The sequence below is a fragment of the Chryseobacterium sp. TQ-BC-N36 genome, assembly GCF_058382295.1.
In genome coordinates, this window is sequence record NZ_CM178175.1 from 356,405 (window position 1) to 373,885 (window position 17,481).

13 protein-coding genes, 1 tRNA gene and 1 riboswitch are annotated in these 17,481 nt (G+C 38.3%); of the genes, 9 read left to right on the forward strand and 5 right to left on the reverse strand.

Annotated elements, in window-relative coordinates:
- Window positions 1–17: 17 nt before the first annotated feature.
- From AC3FI7_RS01520 to AC3FI7_RS01535, 4 genes are all read left to right on the forward strand, one after another.
- Window positions 18–4,811 (forward strand): RHS repeat-associated core domain-containing protein, encoded by a 4,794-nt coding sequence (locus AC3FI7_RS01520; protein WP_491461232.1) that lies wholly within the window; start codon window positions 18–20, stop codon window positions 4,809–4,811.
- Between the two features lie 6 nt (window positions 4,812–4,817).
- Complete coding sequence (locus AC3FI7_RS01525; RefSeq protein WP_343658157.1) at window positions 4,818–5,408, forward strand: hypothetical protein; 591 nt, start codon at window positions 4,818–4,820, stop codon at window positions 5,406–5,408.
- 176 nt (window positions 5,409–5,584) lie between these two features.
- Window positions 5,585–6,079, forward strand: a complete 495-nt coding sequence (locus AC3FI7_RS01530) for a hypothetical protein (protein WP_491461233.1) — start codon at window positions 5,585–5,587, stop codon at window positions 6,077–6,079.
- A 201-nt stretch (window positions 6,080–6,280) separates the two neighbouring features.
- Window positions 6,281–6,365 (forward strand) — tRNA-Ser (locus tag AC3FI7_RS01535).
- Between the two features lie 205 nt (window positions 6,366–6,570).
- Here the strand turns inward: AC3FI7_RS01535 and AC3FI7_RS01540 are convergent.
- Entirely contained in the window at window positions 6,571–7,269 is a 699-nt protein-coding gene (locus AC3FI7_RS01540; RefSeq protein ID WP_142722303.1) for a LytR/AlgR family response regulator transcription factor, read from the reverse strand.
- Complete coding sequence (locus AC3FI7_RS01545; RefSeq protein WP_491461234.1) at window positions 7,266–8,921, reverse strand: histidine kinase; 1,656 nt, start codon at window positions 8,919–8,921, stop codon at window positions 7,266–7,268. Before AC3FI7_RS01545 ends, AC3FI7_RS01540 begins: the two co-directional genes overlap by 4 nt.
- A gap of 121 nt (window positions 8,922–9,042) precedes the next feature.
- Between AC3FI7_RS01545 and AC3FI7_RS01550 the strand changes: the two genes are divergently transcribed.
- A complete protein-coding gene (locus tag AC3FI7_RS01550; RefSeq protein WP_491461235.1) occupies window positions 9,043–11,418 on the forward strand; it encodes a TonB-dependent receptor in 2,376 nt (791 codons plus the stop codon).
- Window positions 11,419–11,519: 101 nt separating this feature from the next.
- Here AC3FI7_RS01550 and AC3FI7_RS01555 read toward each other — a convergent pair whose 3' ends face one another.
- Window positions 11,520–11,666 (reverse strand): bacteriocin-like protein, encoded by a 147-nt coding sequence (locus AC3FI7_RS01555; protein WP_413928484.1) that lies wholly within the window; start codon window positions 11,664–11,666, stop codon window positions 11,520–11,522.
- A 25-nt stretch (window positions 11,667–11,691) separates the two neighbouring features.
- Entirely contained in the window at window positions 11,692–11,835 is a 144-nt protein-coding gene (locus tag AC3FI7_RS01560) for a bacteriocin-like protein (protein WP_002980068.1), read from the reverse strand.
- Window positions 11,836–12,106: 271 nt separating this feature from the next.
- On the opposite strand from AC3FI7_RS01560, the gene AC3FI7_RS01565 reads away from it, so the two are divergent.
- The 3 genes from AC3FI7_RS01565 (at window position 12,107) to AC3FI7_RS01575 (ending at window position 14,033) form a co-directional block, all read left to right on the forward strand.
- Window positions 12,107–12,979 carry an alpha/beta fold hydrolase gene (locus AC3FI7_RS01565; protein WP_491461236.1) on the forward strand — a complete coding sequence of 291 codons (873 nt, stop codon included), beginning with the start codon at window positions 12,107–12,109 and terminating at the stop codon, window positions 12,977–12,979.
- A 52-nt stretch (window positions 12,980–13,031) separates the two neighbouring features.
- Entirely contained in the window at window positions 13,032–13,406 is a 375-nt protein-coding gene (locus tag AC3FI7_RS01570) for a VOC family protein (RefSeq protein WP_491461237.1), read from the forward strand.
- An 84-nt stretch (window positions 13,407–13,490) separates the two neighbouring features.
- Complete coding sequence (locus tag AC3FI7_RS01575) at window positions 13,491–14,033, forward strand: hypothetical protein (RefSeq protein WP_491461238.1); 543 nt, start codon at window positions 13,491–13,493, stop codon at window positions 14,031–14,033.
- Window positions 14,034–14,108: 75 nt separating this feature from the next.
- Here AC3FI7_RS01575 and AC3FI7_RS01580 read toward each other — a convergent pair whose 3' ends face one another.
- On the reverse strand, window positions 14,109–14,570 hold the full coding sequence (locus AC3FI7_RS01580) for an Lrp/AsnC family transcriptional regulator (RefSeq protein ID WP_142722309.1): 462 nt from the start codon (window positions 14,568–14,570) through the stop codon (window positions 14,109–14,111).
- Between the two features lie 193 nt (window positions 14,571–14,763).
- Window positions 14,764–14,949: riboswitch (cobalamin riboswitch) on the forward strand.
- Between the two features lie 170 nt (window positions 14,950–15,119).
- Between AC3FI7_RS01580 and metE the strand changes: the two genes are divergently transcribed.
- Window positions 15,120–17,423, forward strand: coding sequence for a 5-methyltetrahydropteroyltriglutamate--homocysteine S-methyltransferase (metE, locus tag AC3FI7_RS01585; protein ID WP_491461239.1), 2,304 nt, complete (start codon window positions 15,120–15,122; stop codon window positions 17,421–17,423).
- Window positions 17,424–17,481 lie beyond the last annotated feature (58 nt).

The window sequence follows — 17,481 nt, forward strand, 5'->3', positions numbered from 1 at the left end:
CTCAAACTAAAAGAATCATGGCAGATCTGGATAAAAAAACAGTAAAAACCATAAAGGTTGAAAAACCGGATATGAATCCGGACCGCTCCTTGAAGGTGAACGCAGATGTTACCTCAGTGAGCTGGGATAAAACCACGCAGGGCTGGAAAAACGGAATGAAAAATAATTTTGATTCCCTGAATCCTCTTTCTATGGCTAAATCCATTGCAGGAGGAGACAGCGCTCTGCCGGGAAAAAGTGGAAGTGGAGGTGGTGGAGACAGTGCTGTAACAGCAGAAAAAGCTGCTCCTGAAAGTAAAGTAAAGCTGATCAAAGTTAATACACCGGCAATGTCTTCCTCCGCGATTCAGCATACAAGCAAGCATTTTGATATTGTGCTGGCTATTGATATCCATTGGACGCTCATTCCGCCGCCGCCTTCATTTATGCTGATTCCACTGCCATTACCACATCCGTTTATCGGGATTGTTTTTGATATCATGGATTACATTACAATTACCATCCCAATTCCTCAGTTTGCCAGAAATCTTATGCCGTCACTTCCGGAAAGTATTCCGATGGGAGGTTCTATTTATGTTCATGGAAGGCACAAAGCAACTACGACTACGAGTGTTATGGGAGTTTTAATTCCGTTCAGGCATATCACCTCTCTGATTCCTGTTTATATTATTCCTTTTCCTCAGGAAGCTCCTCACGAAGGAGAAGTCTATTATGGATCACAGACCGTTCTGGCGCAGGGAAGTAAGATGAGTGGAAACCAGCCTCAGCAGGTCCTTACCTGTATGGGATTTCCTTTCGGAATGACTATGCTGCCCGCCATGCCAAATAAACCAAAGAAAAATCCACTGGCCTATTTTGCTTTCTATAATAACTTCTCAAGTATGTATATCCAGATCAATACGGGAGGTCCCGTACTGGTGGGAGGAGCGTTTGTTCCCCATGTTTACACACCCGGAGAAATGCTGATGCGTCTTGCCGGAATGTTTTTAATGAGAAGCTTAACAAAAAAGATAGGAAAGCTGGGAGCTAATGGTTTGAGAAAACTTAATAATAGTGTCCTTAAAAAAGCCCCACTCAATAAATTCAAATTTGCGAATGCATTATCCAGGAAACTATGCCATTTTGGACTTGAACCTGTGAATTTTGCTACGGGTGCAATGGTTTTTGAATGGGATGATTTTGTCATCCAGGGGAGTACACCTTTAGCTTGGAGAAATATATGGCACAGCGACAGACCTTATGATTTTGGGCCATTTGGAAACGGTGTTTTCAATAATCATGATCTGTTTATTATTCCGGATGAGGAAAATAAATGCGCCGGATGGATGCATCCTGATGAAAATATCGCTATGCTTATTCCTGTTCCTGAAATTGGGGAGGAAATGACTTACTTCAGAGATCAGAAAATCTGGCAGTACAGGCCCAGCAGCAGTATCTGGGTTGTGCGTAAAGGAACAGATATTTATACTTACAGACGTTTTCATCATCCTACAGAAGGAACTGTATATAAGGTAGCCCGTATTGAATATGGAGATGGAACCATTAGAGAATATGAATATGAAGACCGGAATATTATACTGAAAAATATAAAAGATGTCAAGAGTGACTGTAGTATAGAAACTGTTATTCATCCGGAATATAAAAAAATAACGGAAGTTTATTATTGTTATAAAAAACAGAAAGACTTACAGGTTCGCTATGATTATGACGAACGCGGTAATCTTACCCACGTCTGGGATATTCATAAAAAGGCCATTGTTTTTGAATATGATGGAGAAAATCATGTCGTAAGAAGAACCAACCGTAACGGAATGGGCTATCAGTGGAAATATGATAAAAAAGGAAGGGTAATCTATACCAAAGGTTTAGATGGATATATGGAAGGAAGCCTCAGTTATGACGAAGAGGAAGGATTTACAGAAGTAATATATCCTAAACAAAACAATAAAACAGAACGTTATTATTATGATGATAATTTTCTTGTTTACAGGAAAATAGATGGAGAAGGTGGAGAATATTGGTATGATTATACTGCTCATAACGAATTGAAAATGACAGGAACCCCAGAAGGGAAAGTTCAGGGATTTACTTATGATGAAATGGGTAATATTAAGATTTTCCATACCCTGGATGGAGAAGAATATCATTACCAGTATAATGAATTTGGACAGGTCATTGCACGTTTATCTCCTTCAGGAGTTTCAGAAACATGGAGCTATGATGAAGATGGAAAACTGATAAGCTATACCGATCCTGCGGAAGACCGTATTTATTACGAATATGCTGATGGAGAAAGGCTTCCGGAAAAATGTATAAGAGAAAATATTACAGCATATTACGGATATAATAATAGAGGCCAGCTCCTTCAGTTGACTAATACTGCCGGAATTGAACAGTATTGGAAATATGATGAATATGGAAGACTTTTGGCCTTCAGCCCGGAACCTTTGAACAGAATCCTTTGGAACAGGGATGCTATTGGAAGAGTGGTAGAGGTGGTTGAACAGGGACAATTGCCGTTAAAGCTCCGCTATGATGCCTATGACCTTCCTGTATACGCTACAGATGGGCGTGCAGAATGGCTGATGAGCTATACTCCAATGGGAAGCCTGAAACGACAGGTCCGCCGGAATGCCATTACCGGTAAAAAAGAAGAAACGTTGGCTTTTGGATATGATGCTTATGAAAACTTAATGAGCATTACCAATCAAAAAGGAGAAAGTTACTCTTTTGAAAGAAATAACAATAGTGAAATAATCGGTGAAACAGGTTTTGATGGTCAGAAAAAATTCTTTGTAAGAGATAAAGACGGTCTGGTAACCCAAACCAGAACCCCACAAGGCAAAAATATTTTTTATGAATATGATCTGGCAGGCAGACTTACCCAGACCCATTATCCTGATGGTTCCTGGGAAGCTTACCAGTATAACACTTCGGGGCTATTGATCCAGGCTGATAATGAAAATAGCACTGTTGCCTTTCAGAGAAATAAACTGGGATTGGTTACGAGTGAACAGCAAGGTGAGCATTCTATTCAATATAAATATGACAATCACGGGAATCTGACCTCTCTGAAAAGTAGTTTGGGTGCAGAAATTAATTATTCCTATAATGATCTTGATCAGCTAAAAATGGTGACAGCAGCCAATCAAGGTACTGAAATGCCCTGGCAGATGAACATTGAGCTGAGTCGCAACGGACAGATGCTTTCCCGTAAAATGGCAGGTGGTATAGAAAGTACTTTTGAATTTGACCATCTGGGAAAACCAATAAGTCAGAAAATAACAGTCAATAAAACAAATACTACATTCCATAAAGATTATGATTGGGGTGCCGGAAACCGTTTGCTGCACATTCTGGACAGGATAACCGGCGGGAAAACAAGATTTGATTATGATGCTTATGGGAGCCTTGTGGCTGCAGAATATTCTAATGGCGAAGTACAGTATAAAAACCCGGATGAAATCGGCTGCTTATATGAAAGTGCCAGACAGAGAGACCGTATATATGATAAGGGCGGAAGGCTGATGCGTGATAAAAACTGGTTTTATCATTATGATGATGAAGGGAACCTGCTCTTAAAAAGTAAACGTCCTGTCAACAATATTAAGCCGGAGCGTGCCGAAAAACAAGATGAGGCTCACCCTTATTACAAACCCATAGCTTCAGACTGGCTGAACAATCCGAAAATGTCAGAAGGAATTAATTTGCCTGATGTATATACAGATTCCTTATCGGAAATTGAGAAGGCCGAATGGGAATCCGGGGACTGGGCTTACGCTTGGTATGCGAACGGAATGCTTGCCAGAGTAAAACGTCCTGATGGAAAAGAAGTGAACTTTGAGTATGATGCGCTGGGACGGAGGATTTCAAAAATTACAGAAAATAAAGTAACCCGGTTTGTATGGGATGCTCATCTTATTTTGCATGAATGGAGCTATGATACAGAAGGAATTCCTAAAACGCACATCAGTGATGCCGGTGAGTTAGAATCTGAAGATGAAATAACAGACAATCTTATCACATGGGTATACGAGAGAGGAGAATTTTTTCCCTGCGCAAAAATTATAAATGGAGAAAAATTCAGTATTGTTTCAGATTATATTGGCAGACCACTACAGTCCTATAATGAAAGAGGAGAGTTAATCTGGAGTGCTGAGTTTGATATTTATGGAAATATGAGAAACAGTATAGGAGATGCTTCTTTCATACCATTCCGGCAGCTCGGCCAGTACGAAGATCAGGAACTCGACGGGCTTTACTATAACAGATGGAGATACTATGATTCTTCTTCCGGATTGTATATATCAAAAGATCCCATCGGTTTATTAGGAAATAACGATACCATGTATGCCTTTGTGAGTGACACTAATACCTGGGTAGATATTTTTGGACTGCATAATGATCCTGTTAACTTTTTACAGGAACTGGTGAGGGATGCACACAGTACACTTGGTGATGCCAAAGGATTTAGTGTTACTGCGGTAGGAACTGATGGTAATGGTAACTACTACGTTTCTTCAAGTAAGAAATATGTGCCAAGGCAGATAAAAGAATGGGCAAAAGAAATGGGAGTCACTGTGATACAAAGTAAAGCAGACAATGTTCACGCTGAAGAAGCTTTAATTAATGCTAAAAAAGGAATTAAGGAAATTGAACCCAGCACGAAAATTTGTATTGATTGTGAGCATCACATGAACAATAATAATGTTAAATTTGAAGAAGGTACAACAGGTAAATTTAGTAAAAACAGACAGGAAGGAGGAAAGTACCATATTCCTGAAGGAAAATATCAACCAAAATATAAATAAACAGACATGAGCGAAAAGTCAGTTAAGGAAAAATCATTAAACCTAAGTAAAGAAAATAAAATCAAATTTAATCTGTCATCACTTATAAGAATTAAAGATCTTTATCAGCTTTTTGAAGAAGAAATTCAGGATGATGACTATGATTATGCCCAACGTTTTAAGAATGGAAGCACACAGCTTACTGAGTTTTCAGATTATGTTTTAAATAATGTTTTTAGTGGTAGCGAACTGAATTCCTCAGATATTGAGAGGTTTAATACCCTTGATAGTTTAGCTCCTGAAGACGATGAATATAGTAGCTATCAGGCCGCAATTGCTGTAAATATTGTCCTGATAGCAACCAATATCATAAAAATTGTAAAAGGAGAGGAGGCGAAGATAAAATCAACAATAGATTATACTTTGGATGTAATCAATAACCTGAAATCTGAAGAATTTTTTACTAACAATCCTGATGGAGATGATGAAGAAAGTGAAGAATATCTTGAACAGTTTTATGATAAAGAAATCTCAGCAGAAGATAGGTTGTTAGATACAATTGACAATATTTCACAAAATGATTTTATAGCATTTAATGAAGAAAATATAATCAATTAATAAAAAAGAAATATTTGTTAATCGACTAGTTTCAAAGATAAAACTGCTGGATTAAAAAACTCAGCAACATATTGATCAATAAGCACTATCTTCTATTTATGATCATCTGACAGACAATATAACTGCCTGTCATGCTTAAAATGGCAGGCAAAATCTAATCCAAATCCAATCCATATATGAAGAAAATATTCTCTGAACTTAAAGGTTTCGTTATATTTAGCCCACAACTTTTAGCAAACTATCTGCAGGATCATCATCTTTCAGGTAACAACATTTTAAAATATTTTGTAGAAAATGAACATGGAGATGAAATCACCAAATCCGGAATTGCTATTCCTATCATAGGAGTGGAAGAGGATTATTATGCATTCCAGATTTCGGTAAATAATGAAAAGATTTTGAATGATGATGAGGTAGAGGTAGAGTCGAAAGGATGGATATTTCAGACTGCCAATAATGAAGTAAAAATTGTTGGCATTGGTTATTTAAAAGATATTGCTGCTATTAATGAAGGTAATAGCATAACCCTTTCTCTGGAAAACGGATGGCATTCTTTGAAAATACGGGGTGGAAATAAAAATGGTGAAAGAGTATTTGAGCTGAATATGCAGAAACAGGGCATACATCCGGCTTTTAGCGGTGATGTAACTACAGAATATTACTATGATTAAAGATATTTTAGGAGACGGTAGTGTTTATGATGAGGCTAAATGTCTGGTGCAGAGTAATTAATAGCTGTTTTTTTTCTGTTCAAAAAAGCGAGATTCTCTTTAATGCTGTAGAAATACAAATTTTCTTGAAAAATATTTTGTCAGTAATAAAAAACTTTCTATATTTGCACCACTGAAAACAACGGTATAGCCGGAGTTTAAGGAGAGTTGGCAGAGTGGTCGATTGCGGCAGTCTTGAAAACTGTTGACTGTAACAGGTCCGGGGGTTCGAATCCCTCACTCTCCGCAGCAAGGTACAAATCAAAGATTTGTACCTTTTTTGTTTTCGACCTTCAAATAGGGTAAAGATTGGATCAGATGCAAAAGTTAGAGGCCAAGCAGAAAGTTTGGTTAATCTGAACAACAAAAGCTAAAATTCACCAGGAAATCTGAACAAAAGAAAAAATAAGCGAATTGAAAAAAGACAAAGGGAATAAATAAGATATTAACGATCAAATGATTTTATTTCTAAGTTCTTTATATTTTGATCGTCCTATCGGGAGTATTTCACCGGTTTTAAGCTGAAGTCCATACCGGGTACCTGGATTGATGAGTATTTTTTCAGCCTGCTGGAGATTGACGAGATAGGATTTATGAATTCGTTCGAAATCACCTGGAAGAAGTTGCTGCAACAGCTCTAATGATTTATCATGCAGTTCCTGTTGTCCGTTGTTCAGATGAAGCTCAGTATAAATTCCGGCTCCTTTAATATAAATGATATTGGTAATATTGATGAGGCGGATTTGCCCTGCTCTCTTTACTGCCAGATATTTAATGCTGTCATCAGATTTTAAAGAAGGATTGATAAAGCGATTCAAAGCCCTGAAAAGCCTTTCCTCATCAAAGGGTTTAGGAACGAAATCAAGCACGCCATAGGCAAAAGCGGTAATTGCTTTATCAGTATTGGCTGAAACAATAATTGTATGAAAAGAAGCCGCTACCATTTGTTCTAATACCTCAAAACCATTGTCACCATTGAGATTCAGGTCTAGGAAGAGCAGGTCCGGAATTTCCTTTGCTATATGCTCAAGCCCTTTTTGTAGGGAATCGCAAATGGTAATTTGAGCAGGTGTACTTCCGAAGAAATTAGCTGTCATACGCTGTATACGGTGAGCAATTCTGGATTCGTCTTCTATAATGAGTATATTCATAGCCTAATAATTTTGATGGTGGATATCCAGCCACTTTCCGTTTTACCCGAATCGAATGTCCAGTTCGTTCCATAACTTTCAGTTAAACGTGCCCTGATGTATTTAAACCCATTACCGCCCACACGTTCTGTTACGATTTGACGGTTTTGGGCAATGGTTTCAAATAGATATCCATAACTCTCTTTCGATACAAAATAACGAAGCACGAATTTAACGGTGTTTCCTGGCAGTGGTTCGCTATGGGTAATACCGTTTTCAAGCAGTGTATGAATAATCGCTGGTGGAATCAATTGTGTTTCGTCTATTCCAACCTGTTCCCATACATAATTGATTTCTTTGCGGAAGCCCATTACGGACAGGTGCTGACGGCAAAGTGCCAATTCCTTGGTTATCGGGATCAGGGTCTGCTCAGAAATTTCGTTCATGATATCAAACTCTGAAGCAAGTGCCTGTATAAAGCGTGATCCTTCTTTGGGAGATTCTTCTACCCAATCCATCATGGATGTCAAGGTATTCCTCAAAAAATGCGGCTGTATATTTTTTTTTAATAATTCCAACTGCAGTTTTGAAGAAAGCAGAATGGCATTCCGATGTTCTGCTTCTATCACATTTGTCCTGATCGAATGCAGGTAAAGCATGCACAATACAATGATCGTAAAGCTAATGAACAGGCTGTAATCATAAAACATAAATTTATTCATCAGAGCGCTTATCAAAAGACCCATCAATACAATGAAACCGCCCTTTTCTTTTTGAAAAATGCCATTAAGCACTATAATAAGAGAAGCGATGAGCATGGCCAGGCTGTAGAACCGGGCAGTAAGATCGTAATGTCCGTAATTATAAACATAAAGTAATAGAAGAGTGACGAGAAGGGCTGTCATTAACCATCTTCTCCATTTAAAATTAAATTGGATGATAAAATATAAAGGAACCAATAGGGCATTGGTAAAGGTTAGCCAACCAATAATTTCTAATCGGATAAAAAAATCAGAGTAAGGAATGACCACATGAAATTTCAGGTATTCCATTATAAGTAAAGCAGAAAATAGCAGGCATATAGTACCAAATATCAGAATGTCCCAGGGCCTGCGTTTACTGTTCAGATAGAGAAAAAAATAATACACAGCTGCAATAAGAAAGGCTCCGGCCATCAGGTTCATATAAGACATTGTGACCAATGGTTGAGTCAGTAATATTTTATAAGGATCTATTTTAAATCCAATGCTGCGTTGAACATGCGGAAGTAATGACTGTGAGCTCCGAAGGGCAACGGTATGAAAGCCGGGCGTGATCAGGTTGTCGGGAATTCTGTAGTAACTGCTCTCAGTGCCTGGTACTTCCGGCTTGCCATTTTGAGGTATTCTGCCATTATTCCCAATAAGTACCCCGTCCCAGTACACCTCAAAGGCACCAAAGGATTCGATCTGAAGCCCCAGTGGTAATGCCTCATTTTCAACCTGGCGAAGATCCAGATGTGTTCGTGACCAGAATATATTATGGGCAGTATTACCTCTATCTTTTGACCAATCCTTATCATCATAATTTTTGGCTGCCCATGCCGAATTATCGCCTGTTTTATAAACAGGGACGGGCTCCTCATTACGAATGGCGGGAGGGTTGAGTATACTGAGCCATATTAGCAAAAACATAAAATTATGCATCATGTAAATATACAAGGTATTTGCATAAGATAATAGCAGTTTGAAAGTTTATAGAGCCGTTCACATGGTTTTGTTTACGATGGGAATAAGAGCGTTTTAATTTTACATCATGAAACAGATAATAACCTTTTTGCTGACCATGATCATTGCTCAATATTCCTTTGCCCAGGAAGGTCAGATAACCGGCATCATTCATGAAAATCCAGGTATACCATTACCTTATGTAACGGTAACATTAAAAAATAATGAAGAGAAATCAGTTATAGTGAGTATTTCAGATAACAATGGAATATTCAGATTGGAAAATATCCCTGTTGGAAATTATAATATCATATATAGCCTTATAGGATTTCGAACCTTAAGTAAGCCGATACACATTGTGTCAGGGGCTATGGCTAATGTTGGAACCATAATTTTAGAACCTGATGCAAAAATTCTTCAGGAGATCGCATTGACAAGTAAAAAAGGGCCCATCAGCTTAAAACTTGATAAGAAAATTTTCGAAGTAGGCAAAGATGTCCTCTCACAATCGGGAGCGGTAACAGATTTGCTGAATATCGTTCCGTCGGTAAGTGTCAGCCCTGGTGGTGGGATTAGTTTACGGGGAAATAGTAATGTGCTGGTATTGATAGACGGACGGCGAACAGGATTAACTCAAGGGAATGCTTTGGAGCAATTGCCGGCGGATCAGGTAGAACGTGTTGAAATAATTACTAATCCTTCTTCCAGATTTGATGCAGCCGGTTCGGCAGGGATTATTAATATTATTCTGAAGAAAAATAAAAAAGCAGGTTTCAGCGGACAGTTGCGTTTGGTTGGTGGTATTCCCAATGAAACCCGCATGAGTCCCAGCCTTAATTATAAATCTAATAAACTTAATGTGTTTGCCACTTATGGACTGAGGCTGTCTGATTATGTCGGCTTGTACACAATGCAGCAATTGACCGGAATTTCAGGAACGCCGGTCTCTCTTAATCAGCGTCAGGATGAGAACAGGCATGATGATGCCAAATTACTCTATTTTGGAGCAGATTTTCAGATTAATGATCATAACTCTATAACAGCAGCCTTTCTTAGGAATTCAACACGTGACCATGACAAAACTCAGCTAAACTATCTTTATTCAAACAGGAACGGAACCCTCGACAGCAGCCTGAGCAGAAGGGGAGAGTCATGGGAGAGACGGAGTTATAATCAGCTGGAATTTAATTATACCAGAAGTTTTGATAAGGCTGGGAAGAAACTGACGGTGGATATGCAATACGATTTTTGGGACAGTGATAAAGAGTGGAATTTAACAACCAGTAAGGACTTTCCCTCCCATCAGATCTTTCCGGTGATCAGAACAGGGTCCATTGGAAGCAGTAAGGATCTGATGATTAAAACAGATATGATACAACCTTTAGATAGTACCTTTACCCTTGAGTATGGCGTGAAATTGGAGGATCGCAGGGTCAACAGTGACTTTATTGCCGAGCAGCAAAACCTGTCAGGCTGGGAGGTTATTGATCAGATTGATAACCATCTTTTATATAAAGAATTGATTGGAAGTGCCTATTTGCAATTTTCCGGAAAGAGGAAAGATTTCAGCTATCAGGCAGGGCTGCGAGGTGAGCTTACCCGTATCGGTATTGAAGATCGGGTGGGTACTTATGCCAATAGTAAGAATTACAGCCGGTTATTTCCAACGTTAAACGTGAGTTACCGCTTTAATGAGGCAACAACCTTACAGGCAAGTTATAGTAAACGAATCAACAGGCCATCACTGAATATGATCTATCCCTTCAACGAGCTCACTGATCTGAGCACCCGTTATATGGGTAATCCTGATCTTAATCCTTCCTATGCCCATGTAATTGAACTTGTTTTTTTGAAGAACTGGAAAACGCTTACTTTTAATCCTTCTCTTTATTATCAGCGTAACAATGGTGTGATTGAGGATTATACCTACAGAAATGCTGATGGACTGTTTATTACCCTGCCGGTCAATATCAATAAAGAAACAAGGAGCGGCATGGAACTGTCAGTATTATATAATCCTGTTAAATGGGCACAAATAAATTCAGAACTTAATGTATTTCATTATGCTAAAGAAGGTGTCTACCAAAATCAGATTTTCGATTATTCCGGGAATACCTTCACAGCCCGTTTAAGTACTCAGCTGAAATTGAAGAATAAACTGTCTTTTCAGATCCTGTATAATTTCAGAGGCGCTAATGCTACTGCTCAGACACGTACAAATGCTGTTCACAGTATTGATTTTGGATGCAGTAAAACATTCTTAAAAGATAAAGCAACGGTCACATTCGATGTGAGTAACCTTTTTGAACTACGAAAGCTGAGCAGTAGAACCATGGGGACAGATTATGTGATCAATCAGACCAATATTCCCAATGCAGCCCGTTATCGGTTGACACTTGTTTATCGTCTTAATCTCAAAGATAACCAGAGTATAAGACAAGCTAAAAGTGGTAACCGTAATTAAGGGTCATCTGTAAAAGTAGAATTTCAGCTAAGATAACCCGAATAAAATACCCTGCAATTCCGACGAATTGCAGGGCTTATTTTTTAGAGAATAAGTCTTTCTTAACTTAAAATCTCACAGGGTACTATACAAATCACCCATGGGCATCTTTTTATTCCCGGAGGTGGGCAGCATGCTTCAGAGCAGCTTACCGCTCCGCCGTTAATACTCTTTAACTGGTCTCTTGAAATTTTTTTAGAATTTTTCATAGTCAAGTCATTGAATTAAACGAAATTATGGCTGGTTGCCACCTCCGCATCCATCATATGGCATGCATTGCCATTTTCCCCCAATTAAACATAGCTGACCTCCTCTGCAGTCAATACCGCCTTTAATAGTTTTCAATTCCTGTCTTTCGATTTTCTTTAAATTTTTCATAATATTTTGGAGTTTAGTTCAATCCGAAATTAGTAAATTTTTATCAACTGTTGTAGAATTATTACAAAAATATTTATTTACTAAAAAATGCTCGTATGGTATTGGGCTTAAATTTTATGAATTTATATAAATTTTGGAGCACATGTGCCTTGCTAAAAAAATCATAAAGGCCTGATGTATTTACCAAAAATCTTGTCTTGTGGCAAGTAGTATATCATCACCACTTGCTACTTTTGACTAAAAGTTTAATTGACCCAATACCAATACGATTATGAAAACTACATTCAAACTCTCCGCGCTGGTGAAATCATTATTGATGGTAACCCTTATCGTTACTGCATCCCATATGTATGGACAGAAATTAAAACCTTCTGAAAGCGGCTATGCGCCGGTTAATGGAATCAAAGTGTATTACGAAGTCTATGGAAAAGGAAAGCCTGTCGTGTTATTACATGGTGCTTTTATGACAATTGATACCAACTGGGGCGAACTGATTCCGGAACTTTCAAAAAACAGAAAAGTAATCGCTGTTGAATTACAGGGGCACGGACATACTCCGTTTTCCGAGCGAAAATTATCACATGCCATGTTAGCCAGTGATGTTACAAAAGTAATGGACTATCTGAAAATTGATAAGGCAGATGTTGCAGGATATAGCTTTGGAGGTGAGGTAGCTTATCAGTTGGCTATACAGAGTCCCGAAAGGCTTAACAAGCTGGTGATCATTTCGTCAACGTATAAAAGCAGCGGCTGGCTGCCGGAAGTAAATAAAGCATTTGAAGGGATGAAACCGGAATTCTTTACAAACAGTCCCATGCATACCGCCTATAATGCTGTAGCACCCGATAAAACAAAGTGGACAGAATTTCTGGAACAGATGATGGCTTCTGCCGGGAAGCCTTTCGACCTTGGAGACGATCATATTTCTAAAATTCCGGTGCCTGTTTTAATCATTGCAGGTGATAATGATGGACTGGATAAAACTGAGCTGTCAAAAACTTATCAATTATTGGGTGGCGGAGTTTCTGCAGACATGGGGCCTATGCCGAAATCTAAGCTGGCGGTTGTTCCGGGACAAAGCCACGTCAGTCTGATGATGCAGACTGCTACGATTCTGAACTATTTGAACAGCTTTTTGAAATAGTCTGATACAAGTAGCCTATTGAAATTAATTTACAACAGTAAAAACCTATCCTATGAATATAAAATTTGAAGCCGGAATTAATATTGCCATAAAAATTCCCAAAAATAAATATGAAAAGACAGTTCGCTTTTATAGAGATATTTTAAAGCTGAATGTTGAGGAAAAGCCGATAGATAACCCCACTGTTTCCAGAACCCATGAAGTGAAATTCGGAAACAATATCATCTGGTTAGACTGTGTGGACAATTATACTCATTCCGAAACCTGGCTGCAGCTTACGGTTGCCGATGTAGAAGCTGCTACGCAATACTTGCAGTCGAATGGTGTGGAAACCTGTGACGAAATTGAAGAACTGCCGGAAAATATGCACTGGATAACTGATCCGGCTGGTACCGTATTTAATGTGCAGCTACGTCATGAAATTTGAGCGCTTTTATAGAAAATATCATAGAGTAGATTAGCATAATTTTAATACCTTTAGCGATCAAATCATTAAAATTTTAAATAACCTATGAAGATGAAGTCTTTCCCTTTTATTATAACAGTGTTTTTTCTGGTATTGAGTATAAGTGTATTTTCTCAGAAAACGGCAGCTTTAAACTCATTGTTAGACAGAAACTTAGAATTTATTTTTCCACAGACTGCTGATAAAATCTCAAGAGCACTGAATATAAAGCCTGTTTTTTATGAAGATGCGAATGAAGAAAAATATGTAAAATGGCCTATGAAAACAGGATTGGAAATGTATAGCAGCCTGGGAAAGGATAATACTGTTAATGAAATGTTTTTTGCCACTTCAGATAACAAACCTCTGGTAGTAGAAGGGCTGCCTTTCGGTCTTATCATGAACAAAAGTACTTTGCAGGACTGTAAAACCAAGTTCAGTAAATATGGTGCGAAGACACAGAAAATGGGAGCCGGCAGTGAATTTCCGGGAGGATCAAAACTGATTTTTAAAAAAGGGAAACATTATGCAACGTTGCATTTTGACAGTAAAAACCTGTTAAAATCATTAAGCTTAACAACAGAAGTTATAAATCCGGCAGCAAATTAACCTGAACCGTAAAAAATATTACAAAATCCGTCATTATTTGATGGATTTTCATTTTAAGGTGAACTTTAGAGAAGATTATATCGTCAGCCCATGGTTGTTTTTCACCTCAGCCATGACAAATGTACTGTGTGTGCTTCCTATAGAATCTACAGATCCAAGTTTATTAAAGACAAAATCCTGGTAATGCTTCATATCCCTTACCTGTACTTTCAGAAGGAAATCAAAATCTCCTGAAATATTGTAGCATTCGGCTACTTCTTCAATTTCCAGAATTTCTTTTACAAAATCATAGCCAACAGATCTGTCATGGATTTTCAGCTTGATCTGACAGAAAACCGTGAAGCCACGGTTCAGTTTTTCAGCATCCAGAACTGCTGCATACCTTTTAATAAAACCTTCCTGTTCCAGCCTTTTTACTCTTTCAAAAACCGGTGAAGTAGAGAGACTGATTTCTTTTGCAAGTTCTTTGACGGTCAGTTTGGCATTTTTCTGGAGCAGCCTGAGCAGCTGTAAATCCTTGTCATCGAGTTGTTCCACAGAATATTATTCTTTTAAATTATAAAAACATTCAAATGTACAGAATTATATGCTTTTATATGTGATTTTTGAAGTTTTATTTGCTTAATTTTATTTATTTGATTGTATTTTTATTCTGTATTGTTAATTTTACACAAAATTAAAGACTTTTACTGATGATGGTGTCAGAAGTAAAAGTACGTTCTTTATAGATACTTCATCAAACAGGAAAGGTTTTACTTAAGGTAGATTAATAGGGAATCGTGTGAGAATCACGAGCTGTCGCGCAACTGTAAGTAACATGCCAAAGGTTTCTGTCCTAGCATATCCACTGCCAAAAACGGGAAGGATGACAGAAGCTGTTACAAGTCAGGAGACCTGCCTTTACTGAATTGACAATGCTTTCGCGGTCTGAAGCTTTTAGGTCATACAGATGATATATCAGATAATACATGCTCTCCTGGGAGAAGCTGTATTCTGCTATGTCACTTTCCTGAAATTTCTATTCGTTAATGCATTCTGAAGCATTTAAAAAGACTTTACATCAAGTTTAATATAAAAGTTTAAAAAATGCAAACTCACATTCTGGGCTATCCGCGTATTGGTAGCAAGAGAGAACTCAAAAAAGCCTGCGAGCAATATTGGTCAGGCAAAATTCTTCTGGAAGAACTTCTGAATACAGGAAGAAATATCTGTAACCAAAACTGGAATATTCAGAAAGAGGCAGGAGTAGATCTTATCCCGTGTAATGATTTTTCATATTACGATCAGGTATTGGATATGAGTCTTGTTGTAGGAGCAATCCCGGCACGTTATCATGAAGTAATACTTAAAAAGAATAATTCTGAGCTGGATCTTTACTTTGCGATGGCAAGAGGATACCAGAAAGAAGGACTGGATATTACAGCGATGGAAATGACCAAATGGTTCGATACCAATTATCATTACATCGTTCCTGAATTTTATAAAAACCAGCAGTTTAAACTGAGCTCAGATAAAATTTTCAATGAATTTGCGGGAGCAAAACAGTCTGGAATTATTGCAAAACCAGTCATTATCGGTCTTGTTTCTTATCTGTTACTGGGAAAAGAAAAAGAAGATGGATTTGATAAGCTTGATCTGGCCGGAAATCTTCTACCGGTCTATACAGAGATTTTGGCCAGGTTACAGGATCAGGGTGCGGAGTGGATTCAGTTTGATGAACCTTTTTTAGCACTGGACCTGACAGAAAAAGCAAAAGAAACCTATCATTTTGTTTATGCTGAATTAAGAAAACGTTTTCCAAAGCTGAAATTTATTATTGCCACTTATTTTGAGGGATTGAGAGATAATGCCTCATTGGCTGTTTCACTTCCGGTAAATGTACTGCATATTGATCTTGTCAGAAATCCTGAACAGCTGGAGGGTATTCTGAATAGTATTCCTGAAAATTTAAGTCTTTCATTAGGAGTGGTTGATGGAAGAAATATCTGGAAAAATGATTATGAAAAGTCACTGTCTTTCATCGGAAAAGCTGTTGAAAAATTAGGATCTGAAAGGATTTTGATTGCTCCATCATGTTCATTGCTTCATTCTCCTTGCGATCTTGATTTTGAGACCGGCCTAAATCCTGAAATTAAGAACTGGCTGGCTTTTGCTAAACAGAAAGTGAAAGAAATTGTCACGCTTAAAGAACTGGTATCAGGTACAGAAAGTAAAGAAATTCTTGAAGCATTGAAAGACAATAAAAAAGCAATTGAGAGCAGAAGAACTTCTTCTCTTATTCATAATGAGCAGGTGAAGAAAAGAGCAGACACTGTAACAGAAAAGGATGCCCAAAGAATCAATACCTTCAGGATCCGTAAAGAACAGCAGCAGAAAGTATTACAGCTTCCTTTATTCCCGACAACTACTATCGGATCATTCCCGCAGACGGCAGAGGTAAGAAGCTGGAGAGCGAAATTTAAAAAAGGAGAACTGACAGCAGAGCAGTATGACACGTTACTGAAAGAAGAAACACAGAGAACAATCCGCTGGCAGGAAGATATCGGAATTGATGTGTTGGTTCATGGAGAATTTGAGCGTAATGACATGGTGGAATATTTCGGAGAACAGCTGGAAGGATTTGTATTTACTAAAAACGGTTGGGTACAAAGTTATGGAAGCCGCTGTGTAAAGCCTCCTGTGATCTTCGGTGATGTTTCCCGACCGGCTCCAATGACGGTATATTGGTCCCAATATGCACAATCCCAGACTGAAAAGTGGGTAAAAGGAATGCTTACAGGACCTGTTACGATTTTACAATGGTCTTTTGTACGTGATGACCAGCCCCGTTCAGAAACATGTAAGCAGATTGCATTGGCGATTCGTGATGAAGTAGCAGATCTGGAAAAGGCCGGAATCAGAATTATTCAGATTGATGAGCCTGCAATAAGAGAAGGTCTTCCGCTAAGAAAAACTGACTGGCAGAGCTACCTGAAATGGGCAGTGGAAGCCTTCAGAATTTCAGCAAGTGGAGTGGAAGATGCTACCCAAATTCATACCCATATGTGTTATTCTGAGTTTAATGACATTATTGAAAATATCGCTGATATGGATGCAGACGTGATTACAATAGAATGTTCCCGTTCCCAGATGGAGCTGCTGAATGCCTTTGCAGACTTCAAATATCCCAATGAAATAGGCCCCGGAGTATACGATATCCATTCACCAAGAGTTCCGTCAAAAGAAGAAATGATCGGACTGCTCAGAAAAGCTCAAAATGTAATTCCTGCTGATCAGCTTTGGGTAAATCCGGACTGTGGGCTTAAAACAAGGCATTGGGAAGAAACCGAAAAAGCTCTGATTGCAATGGTGGCAGCAGCTAAAGAAGCCTCTGTAGAATATGCACTTTAAAAAAACTTACAATAATTAGATTCAATTCAGATCGTGTTATGATTTTCATAGCACGATC

Coding starts and splice junctions, on each gene's coding strand:
- AC3FI7_RS01520 (WP_491461232.1), top strand. CDS start 18: ATGGCAGATCTGGATAAAAAAACAGTAAAAACCATAAAGGTTGAAAAA.
- AC3FI7_RS01525 (WP_343658157.1), top strand. CDS start 4,818: ATGAGCGAAAAGTCAGTTAAGGAAAAATCATTAAACCTAAGTAAAGAA.
- AC3FI7_RS01530 (WP_491461233.1), top strand. CDS start 5,585: ATGAAGAAAATATTCTCTGAACTTAAAGGTTTCGTTATATTTAGCCCA.
- AC3FI7_RS01540 (WP_142722303.1), bottom strand. CDS start 7,269: ATGAATATACTCATTATAGAAGACGAATCCAGAATTGCTCACCGTATA.
- AC3FI7_RS01545 (WP_491461234.1), bottom strand. CDS start 8,921: ATGTTTTTGCTAATATGGCTCAGTATACTCAACCCTCCCGCCATTCGT.
- AC3FI7_RS01550 (WP_491461235.1), top strand. CDS start 9,043: ATGAAACAGATAATAACCTTTTTGCTGACCATGATCATTGCTCAATAT.
- AC3FI7_RS01555 (WP_413928484.1), bottom strand. CDS start 11,666: ATGAAAAATTCTAAAAAAATTTCAAGAGACCAGTTAAAGAGTATTAAC.
- AC3FI7_RS01560 (WP_002980068.1), bottom strand. CDS start 11,835: ATGAAAAATTTAAAGAAAATCGAAAGACAGGAATTGAAAACTATTAAA.
- AC3FI7_RS01565 (WP_491461236.1), top strand. CDS start 12,107: ATGAAAACTACATTCAAACTCTCCGCGCTGGTGAAATCATTATTGATG.
- AC3FI7_RS01570 (WP_491461237.1), top strand. CDS start 13,032: ATGAATATAAAATTTGAAGCCGGAATTAATATTGCCATAAAAATTCCC.
- AC3FI7_RS01575 (WP_491461238.1), top strand. CDS start 13,491: ATGAAGATGAAGTCTTTCCCTTTTATTATAACAGTGTTTTTTCTGGTA.
- metE (WP_491461239.1), top strand. CDS start 15,120: ATGCAAACTCACATTCTGGGCTATCCGCGTATTGGTAGCAAGAGAGAA.